Here is a 16,076-nt window from a genome sequence, read left to right as displayed (position 1 = left end):
TCTTAAAGTTTTTGTATTATTTGTAATGTTTCTTTAATAAATGAAGTGAAGATGGAATCAGGATAACCATCTATCGTTTGAACTGCTTCTTTTGCTTCTTTCAGAGCAGCTGGTTTATCTTGAAGTTCTATATGACACAGGGCACGATATGATCCAGCTGTTAATAACCATGACTGATCAAGTGGATGACTCATATAATCTGGAATATTAGCACGTTCTAATGTTTCCAAAGCTTCCTCGTAACGTTTTAAACCATACAGAGATTTTCCTTTTTCAAGATAATACAATCCATCGTCTTGAAAAATCGGTACATCTTTTAGTTTTTCTCGGAATTGTTCTAAATGTTCTAATGCAATTGTATATTCATTTGTAACGGTATTGTAGTAATAAGCTTTTAATATATCTATATTTGCAGCGGATAAAGTATCTTCTGTAAAAATGGCAAATTGCTCCGATTTTTTTATGTAATATAAATATCGTTCTTTATCGGTTGTAATGATTTTTTGATAAGATAAAATACGGTAAAATTCATCTGTTTTATAATACACTTGATGTTTTTTTGAAAATGCAAGTGCATCTAAAATGATTTTTTCACATTTTTCATAATTACCATATGCGAGTAAAATAATTGCTTCTTTTAAATATAATTGTATATGTGTAATAAGATCCATTTCTAAATTCTTCGTTTTATATTCATCGCGAATTTTGGTAATCAACTGTAAACATTCTTTATATTTTTTCCGTTTGTAGAGCATATAGTAAAACAGTAATTTCGTTTCAGTACTTTCGCGATACAAAGTATATTTTTCAAATATAGAAACAGCTGTTTCAACGTAATATTCAATATTGTAATCGTTCATAATAGCCGCTCCAGTTAAGAACTGTTTATATAAACGTGCTGTATTTAAAGTAAGGGGTAGTTCTTTTTGAACGATAGGTAGTAAAGTCTTGTAAACTTCATCGCATTTATTTGATTTTATTAATGGCTCCATTTTTTGAATGAGTTCCACAATTTCTTCTTCATCTTCTTCTAATAAAAAGCTCGTTTCACATTCAAGTTTTTCCGCAATATATTGTAATGTTTTCATAGAAGGTGTAGCTTTTCCATTTTCAATTTGACTAAGCATACTTTTTGTCAGTTCCGAACCTGCCAGTGCTGTTTGCGTAAGCTTTTTTTCTTTTCGTAATGCTTTAATTTTTTCACCGAGAGTTGCCATATTATTGCTCCTTTATATTTAAGAAGTTTAATTGTATTTAACTTTTTGTTGTGAAAATTGGAAAGTTGATTATATAATAAGTTTAACACAATTTAACTTTTAAGGGGAGAGAGTCAAAAATGGGAGATATAAGTATAGGACAACATGATTCAAGAATGAAGATTGCAACTAGAAATATCATTTTAATGATGATTGGAAAAATGACGTCTTTATTAGGCTCAGGTATTTATACGTTCGCAATGGGGTTATATGTATTAAAGACTACTGGTTCAGGGATGGGGTTTGCAATTACGCTCGTTTGCGGATCAATTCCAAGGATGATCTGTGGCCCAATTGCTGGTGCTGTAGCAGACCGTGTGAATCGAAAATGGCTTGTCATTGGTACTGATTTATTAAGTAGTTTAACGATGCTTAGTATGTTTATTCTTGCTACTATATTTGGACCATCACTTCTTTTTATTTATATTTCAGCAGCATTATTATCAATTTGTGCAAGTTTTTATTCCGTTGCATTAACTTCGTCTATTCCGAGTTTAGTAGATGAAGGACGTATTCAAAAAGCGAGTGCTTTAAATCAAACGGCGGCTTCTTTATCAAATATTTTAGGGCCGATTATTGGCGGAGTTGTATATGGTTTCTTTTCAATTAAATCGTTTTTCCTATTAAATAGTATTACGTTCTTTTTAGCGGTTATTTTGCAATTGTTTATTGTATTTGATCTATATAAAAAAGAAATGGCTGAAAGCAAAGAGCATTTCTTGACGAGTATAAAAGAAGGTTTTTTATATGTAAAAAGACAACGTGAAATATATGGTTTAATAAAAATAGCATTGTGGGTAAACTTTTTTGCGTGTGGTCTAACAGTTGCACTTCCATATATTATCGTCCATACATTGCATTTATCTTCAAAGCAACTCGGTACTGTAGAGGGAATGTTAGCAGTCGGGATGCTAATGGGAGCGATTTCTTTATCAGTGCGTAAAGAAGTGAATAATCCGTTTCGTTCTATTTATACTGGACTGTTTTTGTTTGCAGGTTTAAGTTTATGTACAGTCTTTCCGTTGTTAGTTATCATTCCAAAAGTAGCAAGTTTTATTTACTATATTGCTTTTATGATGTTAACTGGTATAGCAATTATGATTGTAAACATTCCAATGCAAGTACATATGCAAAAAACGACAGATCCGAGCTACCTAGGGCGTGTGTTTGGCCTACTTGAAACAATTGCGACTGCAATCGCACCACTTGGTATAATTGTATATGGACTACTATTAGATATGTTGCCAACTAGCATTGTTATGATGACAATAGGCGGAGGTTTATTGTTAGTTGTATTAGTTGGAGTAAAGCAACATATGGCGAAAAAACAAGTAGATGTGTCCGCTTAAAAATAAGAAAATAATAAAAATTTGACTTATCATTATAAAAATGACTAAATTAGTATTTTAGTTTTTGAAACTCTTTTTCATGTATGTTAAAGTAAAGTGAGCTTGCAAAGAAAAGGAGACAACAGCATGAAAAAATTAAGTTTTGTTATGCTTTTTCTATTAGTCGTAATGGCTGGATGTAGCAATTATGACACATATATTGAAACAGGTATGCAATCATTGAAAGATGAAAAGTATAGTGATGCAACAATGTGGTTCGAAAAAGCAGAAAAAGAGAAATCAGGAAATGAAGCGAAATCATATAAAGAAGTTGCTGAGAAGATGGATAACGGAGCAACAGCATTAAAAGATGGTAAGTATTTAGAAGCGAAAGACATTGCAAATGAAGTGTTACAAAAGAAAAAAGATGATGAACTTGAAAAAGCTGTAACATCAAATGCAGAGAATATGCTTCAAAAAGCAAAAGATGTGGAAGAGAAAGTAAATGAAAGAGTGGCAAAGCGTAGAAAGGTAGAAGAAGAAGGAATCGATAAAATTATTAAAGCTGTCGATAGTATAGATGAAGTGAAAGAAAAAGAGAAGAAAGTATCAGAAGCATTAGATAAGGCTGAAGAGGCGCAAGCAAAAATTGAGGCAAAGAAAAATAAATAGATTTATAGTTTAAAAGGCTGTCATGCATAACGACAGCCTTTTAATTTTTTGTTGCAAATGAAGTGATGCTCTGTAGTAAAAAAGAAATGATTTTAGAATTCCATCTGTCCTCATGATGAATCGTATAAATATTACGCTGAAATTCAAATTCAGGGATTGGTATATAGCATAGCTCATTTCGTTGTATTTCTTGTTCGATAGCAAGTTTAGAAATCAAGGCAATTCCATTACCATATTTTAAAATTTGTTTCATCGTTTCTAATGAGTCTAATTCAATTTCTGATTGGAATGTAATGTTGTGCGCTAACGTCCATTGTGTAAGTAAGTCTCTCGTTGTAGATGGATTACGATGCAATAGTATGCGTTCCTTTTCTATATTTTGTAACGATACATTGTCTTTCTTTGAAAAATGATGTTCTTTGGAAAAAGCAAGAACAAGTGTATCGGGCATTATATTCGTTTGTTTTAAAAGTGGTTCATCAAATGGAGCAGCGGAAATTATCCCAAGATCGATTTCGTGATTTTGTAGCATCATTCGAATTTCAGGGGCTGTTTTAACTAGTAGCGTTATTTTTATATTGGGAAATTCACATTGAAATTGATGAACGACTGCTGGCAAAAGATAAGTCGCTGGTACATAACTAGCGCCGATTGTTATAGCACCTTTATGAAAATCTTTAAACTCTTGCGTGACACGTCTAGCTTCTTTCATAAGTGCATCTATTTTACAAGCATAATGGTGCAAAGCCTCACCAGCCTCTGTTAAGAAATACCTTCCAGAACGTAATTCGAATAAAGACACACCGAGTTCTTCTTCTAAGCTTTTTATATGAAAAGTAATAGTTGGTTGTTTAACGCCAAGTTTTTCTGCAACGATTGTAAGCTTTTTGTATTTCTTAATAAGTACTACAATTTCTAATTTTAAGAGATTCATTATGAATTGCCGCCTTTTTTATTTTAACTATAGAAAAAATCTATAGAAATAAATAGTTTATTAGAAGTTTTTTAATTTAATCTTTACAGTACATTAACATTCAGTATAAATCTTCCATATAGAATGAAAGCAGGTTAAGAATGAGGGGAGAGAGGTGAGACGATGGATATTAAAATTAGTGGATTAGAAAAAACATTTGGAAAAACACAAGCGTTAAAGCCGTTGCAGATTGTAATGAAACAAGGGGAATTCACTACACTTTTAGGACCTTCGGGATGTGGGAAAACGACTTTACTTAGAATGATAGCAGGACTTGAAGAACCGGATAAGGGAGAAATATATTTTGGAGACCAGTGCATGTATTCTGCTACAAAAAAGATAAAGACATCTCCTCATGAACGGAATATCGGTATGGTATTTCAAGATTTTGCTTTATGGCCGCACATGACTGTTTTTGAAAATGTTGCATTTGGTTTAAGGGCTACAAAGCAAACGAATCATTTAAGAGAAAAAGTAGAGGATGCGATAAAGCGAGTTCGCCTGCAAGGTATGGAGAAAAGGTATCCACACGAACTTTCTGGTGGACAGCAACAACGTGTCGCATTCGCTAGAGCAATTGTAACAAAACCTCATTTTATTTTGTTTGATGAACCGCTAAGTGCACTCGATGCAATTTTGCGAGAAGAAATGAGAATAGAGCTTATGGATATCGTTCATTCCATTGGTTTAACTGCACTGTATGTCACTCACGATCAAACAGAAGCAATGTCAATGTCAGACCAAATTATCGTCATGAAACAAGGAGAAGTATTACAAAAAGGAACACCGGAAGATATTTATGTGAAACCGTCTCATGAATTTGTTGCCAAATTTGTTGGTAAGGCGAATTGGCTTGTAGAGGGTGAAAAAATGATTCGTCCAGAGCATGTGAGTTGGACAAAAAATGATGTGTGCGAAATGTATACAGGTGAAATTCAGCACGTTATATATGTAGGAGAACGTTATGAAGTGAAAGTAAATATGGGGACTTTAGGCATCTGGACAGCCTATCACAATAGTAAGCTAAGCATCGGGAAACCAGTATCGTTATATGTACCCAAAAAATGTATTCATCATATAGGGGGAGAATCGTATGAAGAAATTCAGTTCGCTTAAGTCTTTATTTGTATGTACTTTACTATTTTCTACTGTAGTAACAGGTTGTAGTTCAAAGACAGGTAATGCAGATGCAAAAAGTAAAAATACGAATGAAAAGAAAATTGTTGTATATAGTGCAGGGCCAAAAGGGTTAGCAGAAAAAATTCAAAAAGACTTTGAAAAGAAAACTGGTATAAAGGTGGAAATGTTTCAAGGGACAACTGGTAAAATTTTAGCGAGAATGGAAGCTGAAAAGAAAAATCCAGTCGTTGACGTTGTCGTACTCGCTTCCTTACCAGCGATGGAAGGATTAAAGAAAGAGGGTCAAACGTTAGCTTATAAAGAGGCGAAACAAGCTGATAAGCTGCGTTCTGAATGGTCAGATGATAAAGGCCATTATTTCGGGTATAGTGCTTCAGCATTAGGGGTTGTGTACAATACAAAAAATGTGAAGACGGCGCCTGAAGATTGGAGCGATATAACGAAAGGAGAATGGAAAGGGAAAGTGAATCTTCCAGATCCAGCACTTTCAGGTTCAGCTTTAGACTTTGTAACAGGATACGTGAAAAAGAATGGACAAGATGGATGGAATTTATTTGAGCAGCTTAAGAAAAATGAAGTTACAGTAGCAGGAGCAAACCAGGAAGCGTTAGACCCAGTTGTAACAGGTGCGAAAGATATGGTCATTGCGGGTGTTGATTATATGACGTATAGCGCAAAAGCAAAGGGTGAACCTGTTGATATCGTATATCCAAAAAGCGGAACAGTTATTAGCCCACGTGCAGCGGGGATTATGAAGGATAGTAAAAATGTTGAAGGTGCAAAAGAGTTTATTGATTATTTATTATCCGATGATGTACAAAAACAAGTTTCTAAAGCGTATTTATTGCCTGGTAGAACAGATATAAAAGCTGAAAATAGACCAAATGTAGAAGAGATTCCAGTATTAAATATTGATTGGAAAACAGTTGAGAAAGAGCAAGATGAAATAGGGAAACAATTTAAGAAAGTATTTCAATAAGATGGTGATTCCATGGTAAATCGATTCGTATCAGTAAGACAAGTTGGAATGACGGTAGCGTTATTACTTGTGGCGATGTTAATCGTCATTCCACTTTTTCTTATTTTATTTTCTAGTGTATATGAAAATAGCAGTTGGAATTTTTTAAAGCCTTTTGAAGTGATGCAGAGTGGTGGATTAGCGGGGATTTTTCTAAATTCGATGCTTCTAGGTGTACTCGTTGTAATAGGTGCTACAATATTTGCATTTCCATTGGCATTTATTATGAGCAAAACAGATGTAGGAAAGTATAGTAAGTTAGATATTGTTTTTATGATTCCATTTATGACACCGCCGTATATTGGATCGATGGGCTGGATTTTGTTCATGCAACCTAACGGCTATTTTGAACAATTTTTCCCGATGCTAAAGACAGTTTCATCATCGTTTTTTAGTTTAGGAGGTATGGTATTAATTATGAGTCTGCATTTATTCCCATTCCTTTATTTCATGCTGAAAAACACGTTACTTCAGATTGGGAGTAGTAAAGAAGAGGCTGCAGCAGTTCATGGCGGAAGTTTTTTCTATCGCTTAAGAAAAATAATATTGCCGTTATTAGTATCAAGTTATGTAATGGGTGCTTTACTCATTTTCGTAAAGACGATTGCTGAATTTGGAACACCGGCTACATTCGGACGTAGAATAGGATTCCACGTATTAACATCAGAAATTCATAAATTTATTTCGAGTTGGCCAATTGATTTCAGTAGTGCAACAGCATTATCTTCTTTATTACTTAGTGCTTGTATGCTCATTTGGTATATGCAAAATGTATTGAATCGAAAGTATTCATATGCAATGGTTAGTGGAAAAGGTGTGAAATCTAAAAGATATACTTTGTCTATATTTACGCGCGTTGTAGCATGGATGTATGTAATTGGTTTATTAATCGTATCAATTGGAATTCCATACTTTTCTATACTTATTGCTTCTTTTTCAAAATTAAGAGGCGGCGGTTTACATGTAAATAACTTTACAACAAGTCATTATGAGGCATTGTTTACAATGGGGTCTCCGGGATTAGAGGCTTTATGGAATAGTTTTCTTTTTTCACTCGTAACAGCGATTATTGCGGTAATGATTGGAGTCTTTTTGGCACTTATGATTCGAAAGGGGAAAAAAACCTCTGAAAAATGGCTTGATATGTGCGGTATGTTACCGAATATGGTACCAGGAATCGTTATGGTTGTAGGTCTTATTCTATTTTGGAATTCACCATATATGCCTATGTCAATTTATAATACACCAATCATGGTTATCGTAACGTATGTTGTTCTGTTTTTACCTTACACGGTGCAATATGTAAAATCATCACTCGGACAAATTGATGATTCTCTCGTGCAGGCAGGAAGTATTTTTTCTGGAAATTATATTTATATTTTTAGAAAAATAATATTGTCTCTTATTATCCCAGGCATTCTTGCCGGATGGGCGATGACATTTACAATTTCAATAAGAGAGTTAGTAGCATCACTTCTCGTATTACCTCCATCAGTAGAAACGTCAGCAACGTTTATTTTTGCTCAATTTGAACAGGGTGAAGTATCTATTGGAATGGCGATGGCCGTTGTTTCTGTTGGACTTACAACAATGTGCTTATTACTGCTGCAACATATGGAGCAAAAGCGAAAAGGGGTAGCATGATGAGAGTGGAAGTATGGGGAGGAGCAGGAGAATACGGTCGCTCTTGCTATTTTGTAAAAAATAAAGAGACGAAAATAGTATTTGATTGTGGTATTAATCGATCTTATGAGGATGGTTATCCAAAAATAGAGAGAGAAGCTGTTCCATTTTTAGATGCGGTATTTTTATCACATATTCATGAAGATCATACGATGGGTTTACCTTTATTAGCGAAGTATGGCTATAAGAAAAAAATTTGGACGACTCGTTATACGAAGGAGCAACTGCCGTTATATTATGAAAAATGGAGAAACTATAATGTGATGCAAGGGTGGAATTTACCTTATAGCGACCAACATATAAAAGATTTAAATTATGTATGTATTGATGAGATTAGTAATCCAAATGAATGGATACAAATTACTCCTACATTGCGGTTTCAATGGGGATATAGTGGGCATGTATTAGGAGCTGTTTGGTTTTTGGTGGATATGTGTAATACATACGTATTTTATTCAGGCGACTATTCAGCAGAGTCTAATATACTACGAGCTAATTTACCTGAGAAATTGGGCCACAATATAAAAGTTGCAATAGTAGATGCCGCTTATCACACAGAGGATGTTTCGCAAAATGAAAGATTAGACGATCTATGTACAGAAATTGAACGAGTTATGAAAAATAAAGGAATAGCATTATTACCGCTGCCACAACTTGGTAGGGCGCAAGATATAGTATTGTATTTATATGAACGATATAAAGAATTTCCGCTTATAGTAGATAAAGAAATTTTAGATGGATTTGAAGAGATGTTCGTATATAAAGATTGGATAAAAAATAATGAAGAATTTAAATGGATTATGGAGAGTTTAAAAAGAAACATAATAGTGATGGATAATGACATTAGTATGCAAAATAGTTACGGAATAGTTGTAATGAGCGATGCGAATATGCAAACGAAACGAGCACAGTTATACTATGAACAACTTCGGAATGAAAAACGGAATGCCGTTATTTTTACTGGGCATATTGCGAAAGGGAGTTTTGCAGAAAAAGTTATGAAAGAGCATGTAAGGAATACATGTAGGGTGAATCGAGTTGCGTATAAAGTTCACCAAAGTATAAGAGACGTTAAAGAGATGTTAAATACATTATTACCAGAACATACGGTGCTAGTACACGCTTTGAAAGAGGATACGGATCGATTACAACAAAAGCTAAGTACAGCAGGATATGAAAATGTATATTCACTTGCAATGGAACGTATAGAAGTCATTTGAAATGTAAAGGGGATAGGTATATGAAAAAAGTATTTGTATTCGTAAGCATTTTCTTTTGTTGTTTCCTTTATAACGTTAACGAAGGGTTTGCAGCTAGTCCAATGAAACCTAGTTTTGAAGTAAAGTTATTATTGAAGCCAGAACAAGTATTAGGTGATAACAAAGAGATGAAGCAAGAGGTGCTAGAACATTTCCAGGCTGGTACAAAATATGAAAGAATACAAGTGCAATTTTTAGACACTGCGAATAAAAGTTTAAGTGAGGAAGGTTGGTTTGCTAGAATTCGAAAGAAAGAATTTAGTAAAGATTTTGAATTAACATATAAAAAAAGATATCCTATTCCAAATGGTGTAATTCAAGATGCACTAGAAGTAGCTAAAAAAGAAGGATTCGATAGTAATACGGATAGTTATGAGGCGGAAATAGATTGGGGATTTGAGAAGAAAACATTAAGCATTTCAAATAAGAAAAGTTACAGCGCTAAAGGATATGGGATACTTGATTTACCAAATGAACAAGCTGCTCAAAACATGTTAATAGAAAAATTACCAGGGAAAATGAACAAATGGTTGTATACAAATTGGGGAGAAGAAATGTTAAAGAATTCCCGTATTTACGGTCCTGTATTAATGAAACGATATACAGGAGAGTTTGAAAACATAAAAGCAAATATTGAAATTTGGCCATTAAGTAATACCGGAAAATTAGAAGATGACTTCGTAATAGAAGTGTCATTTAAAACAAATGAAGAAAGTATTGCGACAAAACAAAGGGAATTATTAATGGCGAGTTTAGAGAAAAAAGGCTGGTTGTTACCGAAAGATAGTTTGAAGACAGAGCTTATTTTTCAGTAAATGAGAAAAAAAGGAATCCATATTTCTTGGATTCCTTTTTCTAATATATGAGTATTAAGCTAAGTCAGCTGACACGAACATATCACTATTTTGAAGGTTTTTAGAGCGTAAACTATAAGCAACTACCTTCTTTTTATATTGTTTTACAACATCAACATGCTCTTCATGACTGTAAATATAAAATGTGAAATCTTTTTTACCCCGTTTTGCATTGATAATTAAAGGAGTGCCTTCATTATGGGGTGGTGCATAATAGCGATCTAAAAATAAACCTTCGTTAAAATCATGAATAATTTTTGATTTCTGTTCGCCTTCTACGTTATTTCCGTGAATTGTAATAGTCACATTCTCTTCTTCAAGTTTTGGATGTGTTTCGTACTTGCTAATAATGGATTCAATAACAGTGTTAGGAAGGCTAGAAACGATAATTTTAAATGCTCCAAATACAACTAACATTACAATAAACCAAGTCGTCATAGTATATCATCCCCTTTATTCTATTTAATAATATAACTCATATGGTAATAGTACATATGGTGAAGTTTTGTATAATTTGTGAAAAATATGCCATTTTCACGAACGAAATGTTAGAAAAATCAATTTTGTTACAAAAAGTTGAAATCGAAGTATTTTAAAAGAAAAAGGTTTATAATAAAAATATAACTAATAACCACATTACTAATTATAAGGAAGTGTAACTATGAGTACTGTAGCAATCGTATATGGTATTATTCTTTCCACAATTATTGTTTTGTTTTTCGTTGGGGTTTCACGTTATATTCATAAATGGAAAGAAGGCGTTGCGAAATTAAATCACATTGAAGAAGAACTTAGTGATTTAATGTTACATCATGGTAAGTAAACATTTATTTTTTAACTAAACAATGTGAAGAATATCACAAAACGTGCTTTCCTAATGAAGGCATGTTTTTTTGTTATGTGAAAGTTAGACATATTCATGAGATTTTCCATACAATACAGTGTGAAATAAAAAAATGATTCTTTGTTTGTAGGGATATTTATTCTTTTTTGTATAATTTTGTAATTAAATTCGGTATAATTATGATATAGAAGGAAATTTGTTAGAGGGGGTATATTGTGAACATATTAAAGATTATAGGAATAATTGCAGGAGTCATTATAGTAGCTGTTATAGCTTTCTTTGTTATTATGAATTACTATTTGTCAAAAGAAGATCCTGATTACGTATTAAAGTACATAAAAGAACATAAAGAAGATGAAACATGTTCATTACTTATTAAAAGAAATGGAGAAGTATTAACTTCTATAAATGAAAATAAAAAATTGCCATTAGCAAGTATGGCAAAAATCGTAATAGCAGTTGAATTTGCTAAGCAAGTGTCAGAAGGAAAAATCAATCGTGATGAACAAATTTCATTACAGGAGCTAGAAAAATATTATGTTAAAAACACTGATGGTGGGGCACATCCTGATTGGTTAGAAGATGCAAAAGCGAGAGAATTAGTGGAAAATGGACAAATCGCTTTAGAAGAAGTTGCAAAAGGAATGATTCATTATAGTTCTAATGCAAATACGACATATTTGTTAGATAAGCTTGGAATAGAAAGAGTAAATGATAGTTTAAAAGAGTTAGAGCTTACTAGTCATGACAAGTTCTCTTCGTATACTGCTTCACTATATATGAGAGGGTATGTAGAAAAAGAGCTTCATGAGCCAAAAAATCAATCGTTAGAAATGATACGTAACATGTCAAAGAAAGAATATAATAAACATGTGTTACAAATTCATGAATGGATGAAAGATGAAGAAGAATGGAAAAAACGGGATATTCCATTAAAGGTAGATATGGAATTTCAGCGAATTTGGTCAGATCGATTAGTGGGTGCAAACGCTAAAGATTATATGAGTATAATGGAAAAGATAAATAGTAGAAATTATTTTCCAAAATCAATGCAAGAAGAGATCGAGAACATTTTCAAAGAAACAGTTAAAAATAGTAAGTTCGAATATGCTGGTCAAAAAGGTGGTTCTACCGCATTCGTATTGACAAAAAGCTTGTATACTACAGATAAGAAAGGGAATAAAGTAGAAATTGTCATTATGTTTAACGATATAGAAGATCAAGTTTCATATCAAAAACTGAGAAATAATATAGATTATTTTATTCAAGATGCTATAACAGATGAAGAGTTTGGAAATAAATTATAATGAAATAATTTTATTATGTAAACAAAGGGGCACTTATGAAAAAGTGCTCTTTTGTAATACAGGATTTTCCAATATTATTATTGAATATAGATGGAAAATAAGAAAGGAGGTTGAAAAATGACAACAATATATTTCGTTCGCCATGCCCATTCTACATATACAAAAGAAGAACGGGAACGACCTTTATCTGAAAAAGGGCACTGTGATGCAGAAAATGTAACGCATTTATTAAAAGATAAACATATTGATGTTGTTATTTCTAGTCCTTACAAAAGAGCAATCCAAACTGTACAAGGAATTGCGAATACATATAAATTATCAATACAAACTGAAGAAGATTTGCGTGAAAGATTATTGAGCACAGAGCCAGTATCAAATTTTAATGATGCTATGCAGAATGTGTGGAAAGATTGGAGTTTTGCATACGAAGGCGGAGAATCGAATACTGTAGCACAAAAGCGCGCTGTAATATGTATACAAAATATATTAAAAAAATATGAAGGTAAGAATATTGTAATAGGTACGCATGGAAATATTATGGTATTACTCATGAATTATTTTAATTCGAAATATGATTTGGAGTTTTGGAAAACACTTCATATGCCTGATGTGTATAAATTAAATTTTGATAAAAATCGTTTCATTTCTGCTGAAAGAATAGAGAAAACAGGTCATCGGTTAAATATTTTGTAAAAGTTTATCAAAAAAAGAGGAAAGAGAGAAGTTATTGTAGAAGTATGACTTTGTAACATAAAAATTATATGTTAAAGGAGGCTGTTTACATGTTTGAGAAAGAGAAAGAAGGGCTTATTGAAGTTCACAACGTATATGAAATTGCACCAGCAGATGGAACAATTATTGGTATGGCAACAGAAGAAGAAATGGAAATTGCTGCTGAACTAGAGCTGCAGTACTATGCCCATTCTCGTTTGCTAGAAGCAAATATTCAGTTAGACGGTTCCTCCTATAAAGAGTTACTTCAGGAGTTCCAGGAGTACGAAAGAAAATCAATGAGCTTTTGGCGAGCAATACATAAGCGTTTAGCTGTGCCATGGGCATGGGTATTACGTATTGATGTTGCGAATGGCCCTATTTATGTAAGTAATGGGAATGCTTATTACGAAGAAATCGATGATGAAGAAGATTATGAATAGATAAGTAAGGAAGCAACTTTAGTTGCTTCCTTTTTTTATTTATAGAGATTGAACAGCCCCAATAATAATATCAGGCCGATCAATTTCGATTCCGTGACCAGCATGTTCGGCAAGTATATATTGGCTATGTATTGAGAGTTGTAATTGTTCATGGATCAGTTCTTGCCACATTGCTTCAAGTTGTGTTGCTTCCTCTTTTGGCATGCCATCCTCAGTTAACTGAGTAATAGAATAATGAGGATCTCTACCGATAACGATTAATGGTATTTCTAATGTTTTATATAGCTCCTTTATTGAGCGAGCACAATTTTTCCACTCATATAGTTCAGAAGCTGTTGCTTTATATAACAGAGGAGAGGTAGAAAATTCAATGTACTGTCTTGATTGGTTAGCGAGTATAGATTTTAGTTTATTAGAAAGCATGTCTACATCCATTTTGGAGTATGTATTATATTTTTCAAGCCACATATCATCCGAGTCAGTTTGATCAGAAATTGGTAAATGAAGTTCATCTAAACGGTGTAAGTTCATCGAAGTAGAATCAACTAAAATAAGTGCTTGCAGCTTATCTTCATGTAACATCGCAAAATGTTGTGCACATAATCCTCCATAGGAATGACCGATTAGAATAAATGGCTCTTGAATAGCTAGTTTGTTTAGTAACATATGCAGCTCTTTTGTAACTTGCCTTATTGTACGTGGTTGATTTCCTAGCTCACTTTTCCCGTAACCTGGGCGATGGTATGAAACGACTGTAAAGTGCTGTGAAAGCTTTTTTATAATAGGAAGCCAATCATAAAATGAGCAACTCATTCCGGTTTGAATGACTACAGTTTGTTTACCACCTCCTTTTATATGTACTTCTATATTTTGCCCCATTATTTCTACAAATTTATGAATGTTAATTCCTCCTAAGCTTGAAATAATTTTTGACAAGCAAAAACGATACACCAAACACCTATACCGAGTAGGACAGATGTACTAAGTGTAAATGAATTTTTTAAACCAATATAGACAATAAATAATAGTAGTGCTGATGCGGGAAATCCATATAATACCCCTAAAGCAAATTGACTCAATTCTTGTTTATTCCCGCCTTCAAATGAAATCCAAAATAGACTAAGTAAACTCACGAGAGGAAGGGCAGCAATAAAGCCACCTATCGTACTGTAGTGTTTAGCGACTTCAGTGATAACGCCGATAATAAGTGCCGAAACGATTACTTTAACGAGGAAATGCATATTTTGCCTCCTTCGCTAATAACGAAAATGCTTTTTCAATTAATTGTTGTTCTTCTTTTGATAACTGTGATTCTAATATTTTTATCTTTTCTTTATCTAGTAAAGTATGTTTTTCTAATACTTCAATTCCTTCAATTGTTAATGTAAGGTTTACCACTCTTTCATCTTTTTTATTTCTCTCTTTAACGATGAACCCCTTTTGAATAAGGCGCTTTATATGTTCAGATGCTGTGTTATGAGAAAGACTAAGCTCAGTAGCGACTTTTCCAATTGTTATATCTTTCTCACGAGAAACGATTTGTAAAATACGAATTGCTTGGTGGGAAAGGTTGTCCTCGTATTCGTATCGTAAGTGATAATAAATGCTCTCCCAATGTTGATTAATGTTGTTCATAATAATAAATCCCCTTTTTTATATCGTATAGTAAGATATATTCGTCATTTTAGAAATAAAATCCTTTTATTTGGATAAAAAATGTTGAAAAAGTTTATTTTTATTGAAATATAAGGTAATCTATGTGTAAAGGTATACATTTAGCAAGAGAGAGGATGATAGTTGTGAATACATTCAAATGGATGAGTCATGAACAGATGTATGTAGATGAAATACATGTTGAAAAATGTGGTCCTCTTTCAGTCGGCGTATATGGGGGAAATCAAGAAAGTGATGCATATGAACGAGGAGATGCGGTACTTGCTTGGTGGGACCCTGAATTACAATTTGAATTTGTTATGATTTTTGATACACACCACAAAACAAAAAATATTGATTATATAATAGAAGCGATTTCAGAAAGAAAAGAGAAATTAAAAGAGTTATTTTCCTATCCAATACATTTAGCTTTTCATCATACACATATGTACTTATTAGCGTTATTTACAGATGAGTTATTTATTAAAAAGTGTGATCAAGATGATGAGGAACTCGCTTGCTTAATTTGTTTACGAAAAGGCGAATTTTTATATTGGTTATCAGTTGGTGATTGTTTCGCGTATTTATTCCATTCTGAGAAAACGAAAAATGGAAAAGGACGATTAAATAAACGGAAAAATTACGAATATATTGGCAGGAAAAATATTTTTGCAGCAAATACACCTTGCTTTACGTCAGGTGTAAGAGGATTAGAAAAAGGAATGAATCACATTGTAATGGCAACAGATGGCATTTTAGAGTGTGACAAACGAAAGTTTGATGATGATCAATCTTTAGTAGAAGTATTACATGACGGGAATAGCTTGCAGATTGAGCCAGTATTAACAAATGTACTGCAGTGGAAAGGTAGAGATTGTGCCACGATTATTGGATGGTCTATTGATACTGATAATAAACAATGTGCTAATTAATAT

General features: G+C 33.0%; 19 protein-coding genes. 13 read left to right on the top strand and 6 right to left on the bottom strand.

Features of this window, described 5'->3' with window-relative positions; genetic code table 11:
• Positions 1-2 precede the first annotated feature (2 nt).
• The gene (locus AC0OM3_RS16180; RefSeq protein WP_474212404.1) at positions 3-1,217 is read right to left on the bottom strand and encodes a helix-turn-helix domain-containing protein; all 1,215 of its coding nucleotides are present in this window, start codon (positions 1,215-1,217) and stop codon (positions 3-5) included.
• A 119-nt stretch (positions 1,218-1,336) separates the two neighbouring features.
• Between AC0OM3_RS16180 and AC0OM3_RS16175 the strand changes: the two genes are divergently transcribed.
• Both AC0OM3_RS16175 and AC0OM3_RS16170 read left to right on the top strand, forming a co-directional pair.
• Positions 1,337-2,605, top strand: a complete 1,269-nt coding sequence (locus AC0OM3_RS16175) for an MFS transporter (RefSeq protein ID WP_474212402.1) — start codon at positions 1,337-1,339, stop codon at positions 2,603-2,605.
• A 126-nt stretch (positions 2,606-2,731) separates the two neighbouring features.
• Positions 2,732-3,256 (top strand): hypothetical protein, encoded by a 525-nt coding sequence (locus tag AC0OM3_RS16170; RefSeq protein WP_463713158.1) that lies wholly within the window; start codon positions 2,732-2,734, stop codon positions 3,254-3,256.
• 40 nt (positions 3,257-3,296) lie between these two features.
• On the opposite strand, the gene AC0OM3_RS16165 is transcribed toward AC0OM3_RS16170, so the two are convergent.
• Positions 3,297-4,190: a LysR family transcriptional regulator gene (locus AC0OM3_RS16165; protein WP_001050594.1), complete on the bottom strand. Its 894-nt coding sequence runs from the start codon at positions 4,188-4,190 to the stop codon at positions 3,297-3,299.
• A 162-nt stretch (positions 4,191-4,352) separates the two neighbouring features.
• Here AC0OM3_RS16165 and AC0OM3_RS16160 point away from each other — a divergent pair, with 162 nt between their 5' ends.
• The 5 genes from AC0OM3_RS16160 to AC0OM3_RS16140 are packed head-to-tail and all read left to right on the top strand — an operon-like array spanning position 4,353 to position 10,144.
• A complete protein-coding gene (locus tag AC0OM3_RS16160) occupies positions 4,353-5,345 on the top strand; it encodes an ABC transporter ATP-binding protein (protein WP_474212399.1) in 993 nt (330 codons plus the stop codon).
• Positions 5,323-6,348, top strand: a complete 1,026-nt coding sequence (locus AC0OM3_RS16155; protein WP_474212397.1) for an ABC transporter substrate-binding protein — start codon at positions 5,323-5,325, stop codon at positions 6,346-6,348. Before AC0OM3_RS16160 ends, AC0OM3_RS16155 begins: the two co-directional genes overlap by 23 nt.
• A gap of 12 nt (positions 6,349-6,360) precedes the next feature.
• Positions 6,361-8,031 carry an ABC transporter permease gene (locus tag AC0OM3_RS16150; protein WP_474212395.1) on the top strand — a complete coding sequence of 557 codons (1,671 nt, stop codon included), beginning with the start codon at positions 6,361-6,363 and terminating at the stop codon, positions 8,029-8,031.
• A complete protein-coding gene (locus AC0OM3_RS16145; RefSeq protein WP_474212393.1) occupies positions 8,028-9,290 on the top strand; it encodes an MBL fold metallo-hydrolase in 1,263 nt (420 codons plus the stop codon). The genes AC0OM3_RS16150 and AC0OM3_RS16145 overlap by 4 nt, the downstream gene beginning before the upstream one ends.
• A gap of 20 nt (positions 9,291-9,310) precedes the next feature.
• Positions 9,311-10,144 (top strand): hypothetical protein, encoded by an 834-nt coding sequence (locus AC0OM3_RS16140; RefSeq protein WP_474212391.1) that lies wholly within the window; start codon positions 9,311-9,313, stop codon positions 10,142-10,144.
• Between the two features lie 54 nt (positions 10,145-10,198).
• Here AC0OM3_RS16140 and AC0OM3_RS16135 read toward each other — a convergent pair whose 3' ends face one another.
• Positions 10,199-10,621 (bottom strand): YfmQ family protein, encoded by a 423-nt coding sequence (locus AC0OM3_RS16135; RefSeq protein ID WP_000214589.1) that lies wholly within the window; start codon positions 10,619-10,621, stop codon positions 10,199-10,201.
• A gap of 41 nt (positions 10,622-10,662) precedes the next feature.
• Between AC0OM3_RS16135 and AC0OM3_RS16130 the strand changes: the two genes are divergently transcribed.
• The 5 genes from AC0OM3_RS16130 (at position 10,663) to AC0OM3_RS16110 (ending at position 13,488) form a co-directional block, all read left to right on the top strand.
• On the top strand, positions 10,663-10,779 hold the full coding sequence (locus tag AC0OM3_RS16130; RefSeq protein ID WP_001987133.1) for a hypothetical protein: 117 nt from the start codon (positions 10,663-10,665) through the stop codon (positions 10,777-10,779).
• A gap of 65 nt (positions 10,780-10,844) precedes the next feature.
• The gene (locus tag AC0OM3_RS16125) at positions 10,845-11,006 is read left to right on the top strand and encodes a hypothetical protein (RefSeq protein WP_000108701.1); all 162 of its coding nucleotides are present in this window, start codon (positions 10,845-10,847) and stop codon (positions 11,004-11,006) included.
• Between the two features lie 236 nt (positions 11,007-11,242).
• A complete protein-coding gene (locus AC0OM3_RS16120) occupies positions 11,243-12,334 on the top strand; it encodes a serine hydrolase (protein ID WP_474212386.1) in 1,092 nt (363 codons plus the stop codon).
• Positions 12,335-12,451: 117 nt separating this feature from the next.
• Positions 12,452-13,027 carry a histidine phosphatase family protein gene (locus AC0OM3_RS16115; RefSeq protein ID WP_000208266.1) on the top strand — a complete coding sequence of 192 codons (576 nt, stop codon included), beginning with the start codon at positions 12,452-12,454 and terminating at the stop codon, positions 13,025-13,027.
• An 89-nt stretch (positions 13,028-13,116) separates the two neighbouring features.
• Positions 13,117-13,488, top strand: coding sequence for a hypothetical protein (locus AC0OM3_RS16110; protein ID WP_000461766.1), 372 nt, complete (start codon positions 13,117-13,119; stop codon positions 13,486-13,488).
• 39 nt (positions 13,489-13,527) lie between these two features.
• On the opposite strand, the gene AC0OM3_RS16105 is transcribed toward AC0OM3_RS16110, so the two are convergent.
• The 3 genes from AC0OM3_RS16105 to AC0OM3_RS16095 are packed head-to-tail and all read right to left on the bottom strand — an operon-like array spanning position 13,528 to position 15,123.
• Complete coding sequence (locus tag AC0OM3_RS16105; protein WP_474212598.1) at positions 13,528-14,439, bottom strand: alpha/beta fold hydrolase; 912 nt, start codon at positions 14,437-14,439, stop codon at positions 13,528-13,530.
• The gene (locus AC0OM3_RS16100; RefSeq protein WP_000545640.1) at positions 14,400-14,729 is read right to left on the bottom strand and encodes a DUF3147 family protein; all 330 of its coding nucleotides are present in this window, start codon (positions 14,727-14,729) and stop codon (positions 14,400-14,402) included. The genes AC0OM3_RS16105 and AC0OM3_RS16100 overlap by 40 nt, the downstream gene beginning before the upstream one ends.
• Entirely contained in the window at positions 14,713-15,123 is a 411-nt protein-coding gene (locus tag AC0OM3_RS16095; RefSeq protein ID WP_001059785.1) for a MarR family winged helix-turn-helix transcriptional regulator, read from the bottom strand. The genes AC0OM3_RS16100 and AC0OM3_RS16095 overlap by 17 nt, the downstream gene beginning before the upstream one ends.
• A gap of 122 nt (positions 15,124-15,245) precedes the next feature.
• Between AC0OM3_RS16095 and AC0OM3_RS16090 the strand changes: the two genes are divergently transcribed.
• Positions 15,246-16,073, top strand: coding sequence for a PP2C family serine/threonine-protein phosphatase (locus tag AC0OM3_RS16090; RefSeq protein WP_074594594.1), 828 nt, complete (start codon positions 15,246-15,248; stop codon positions 16,071-16,073).
• The last annotated feature ends 3 nt before the right edge of the window (positions 16,074-16,076 follow it).

The sequence above is a fragment of the Bacillus sp. FAU20 genome, assembly GCF_056033865.1.
The sequence above is the reverse complement of the archived record's forward strand: the minus strand, read 5'-3'. Positions and strand labels throughout refer to the sequence as shown.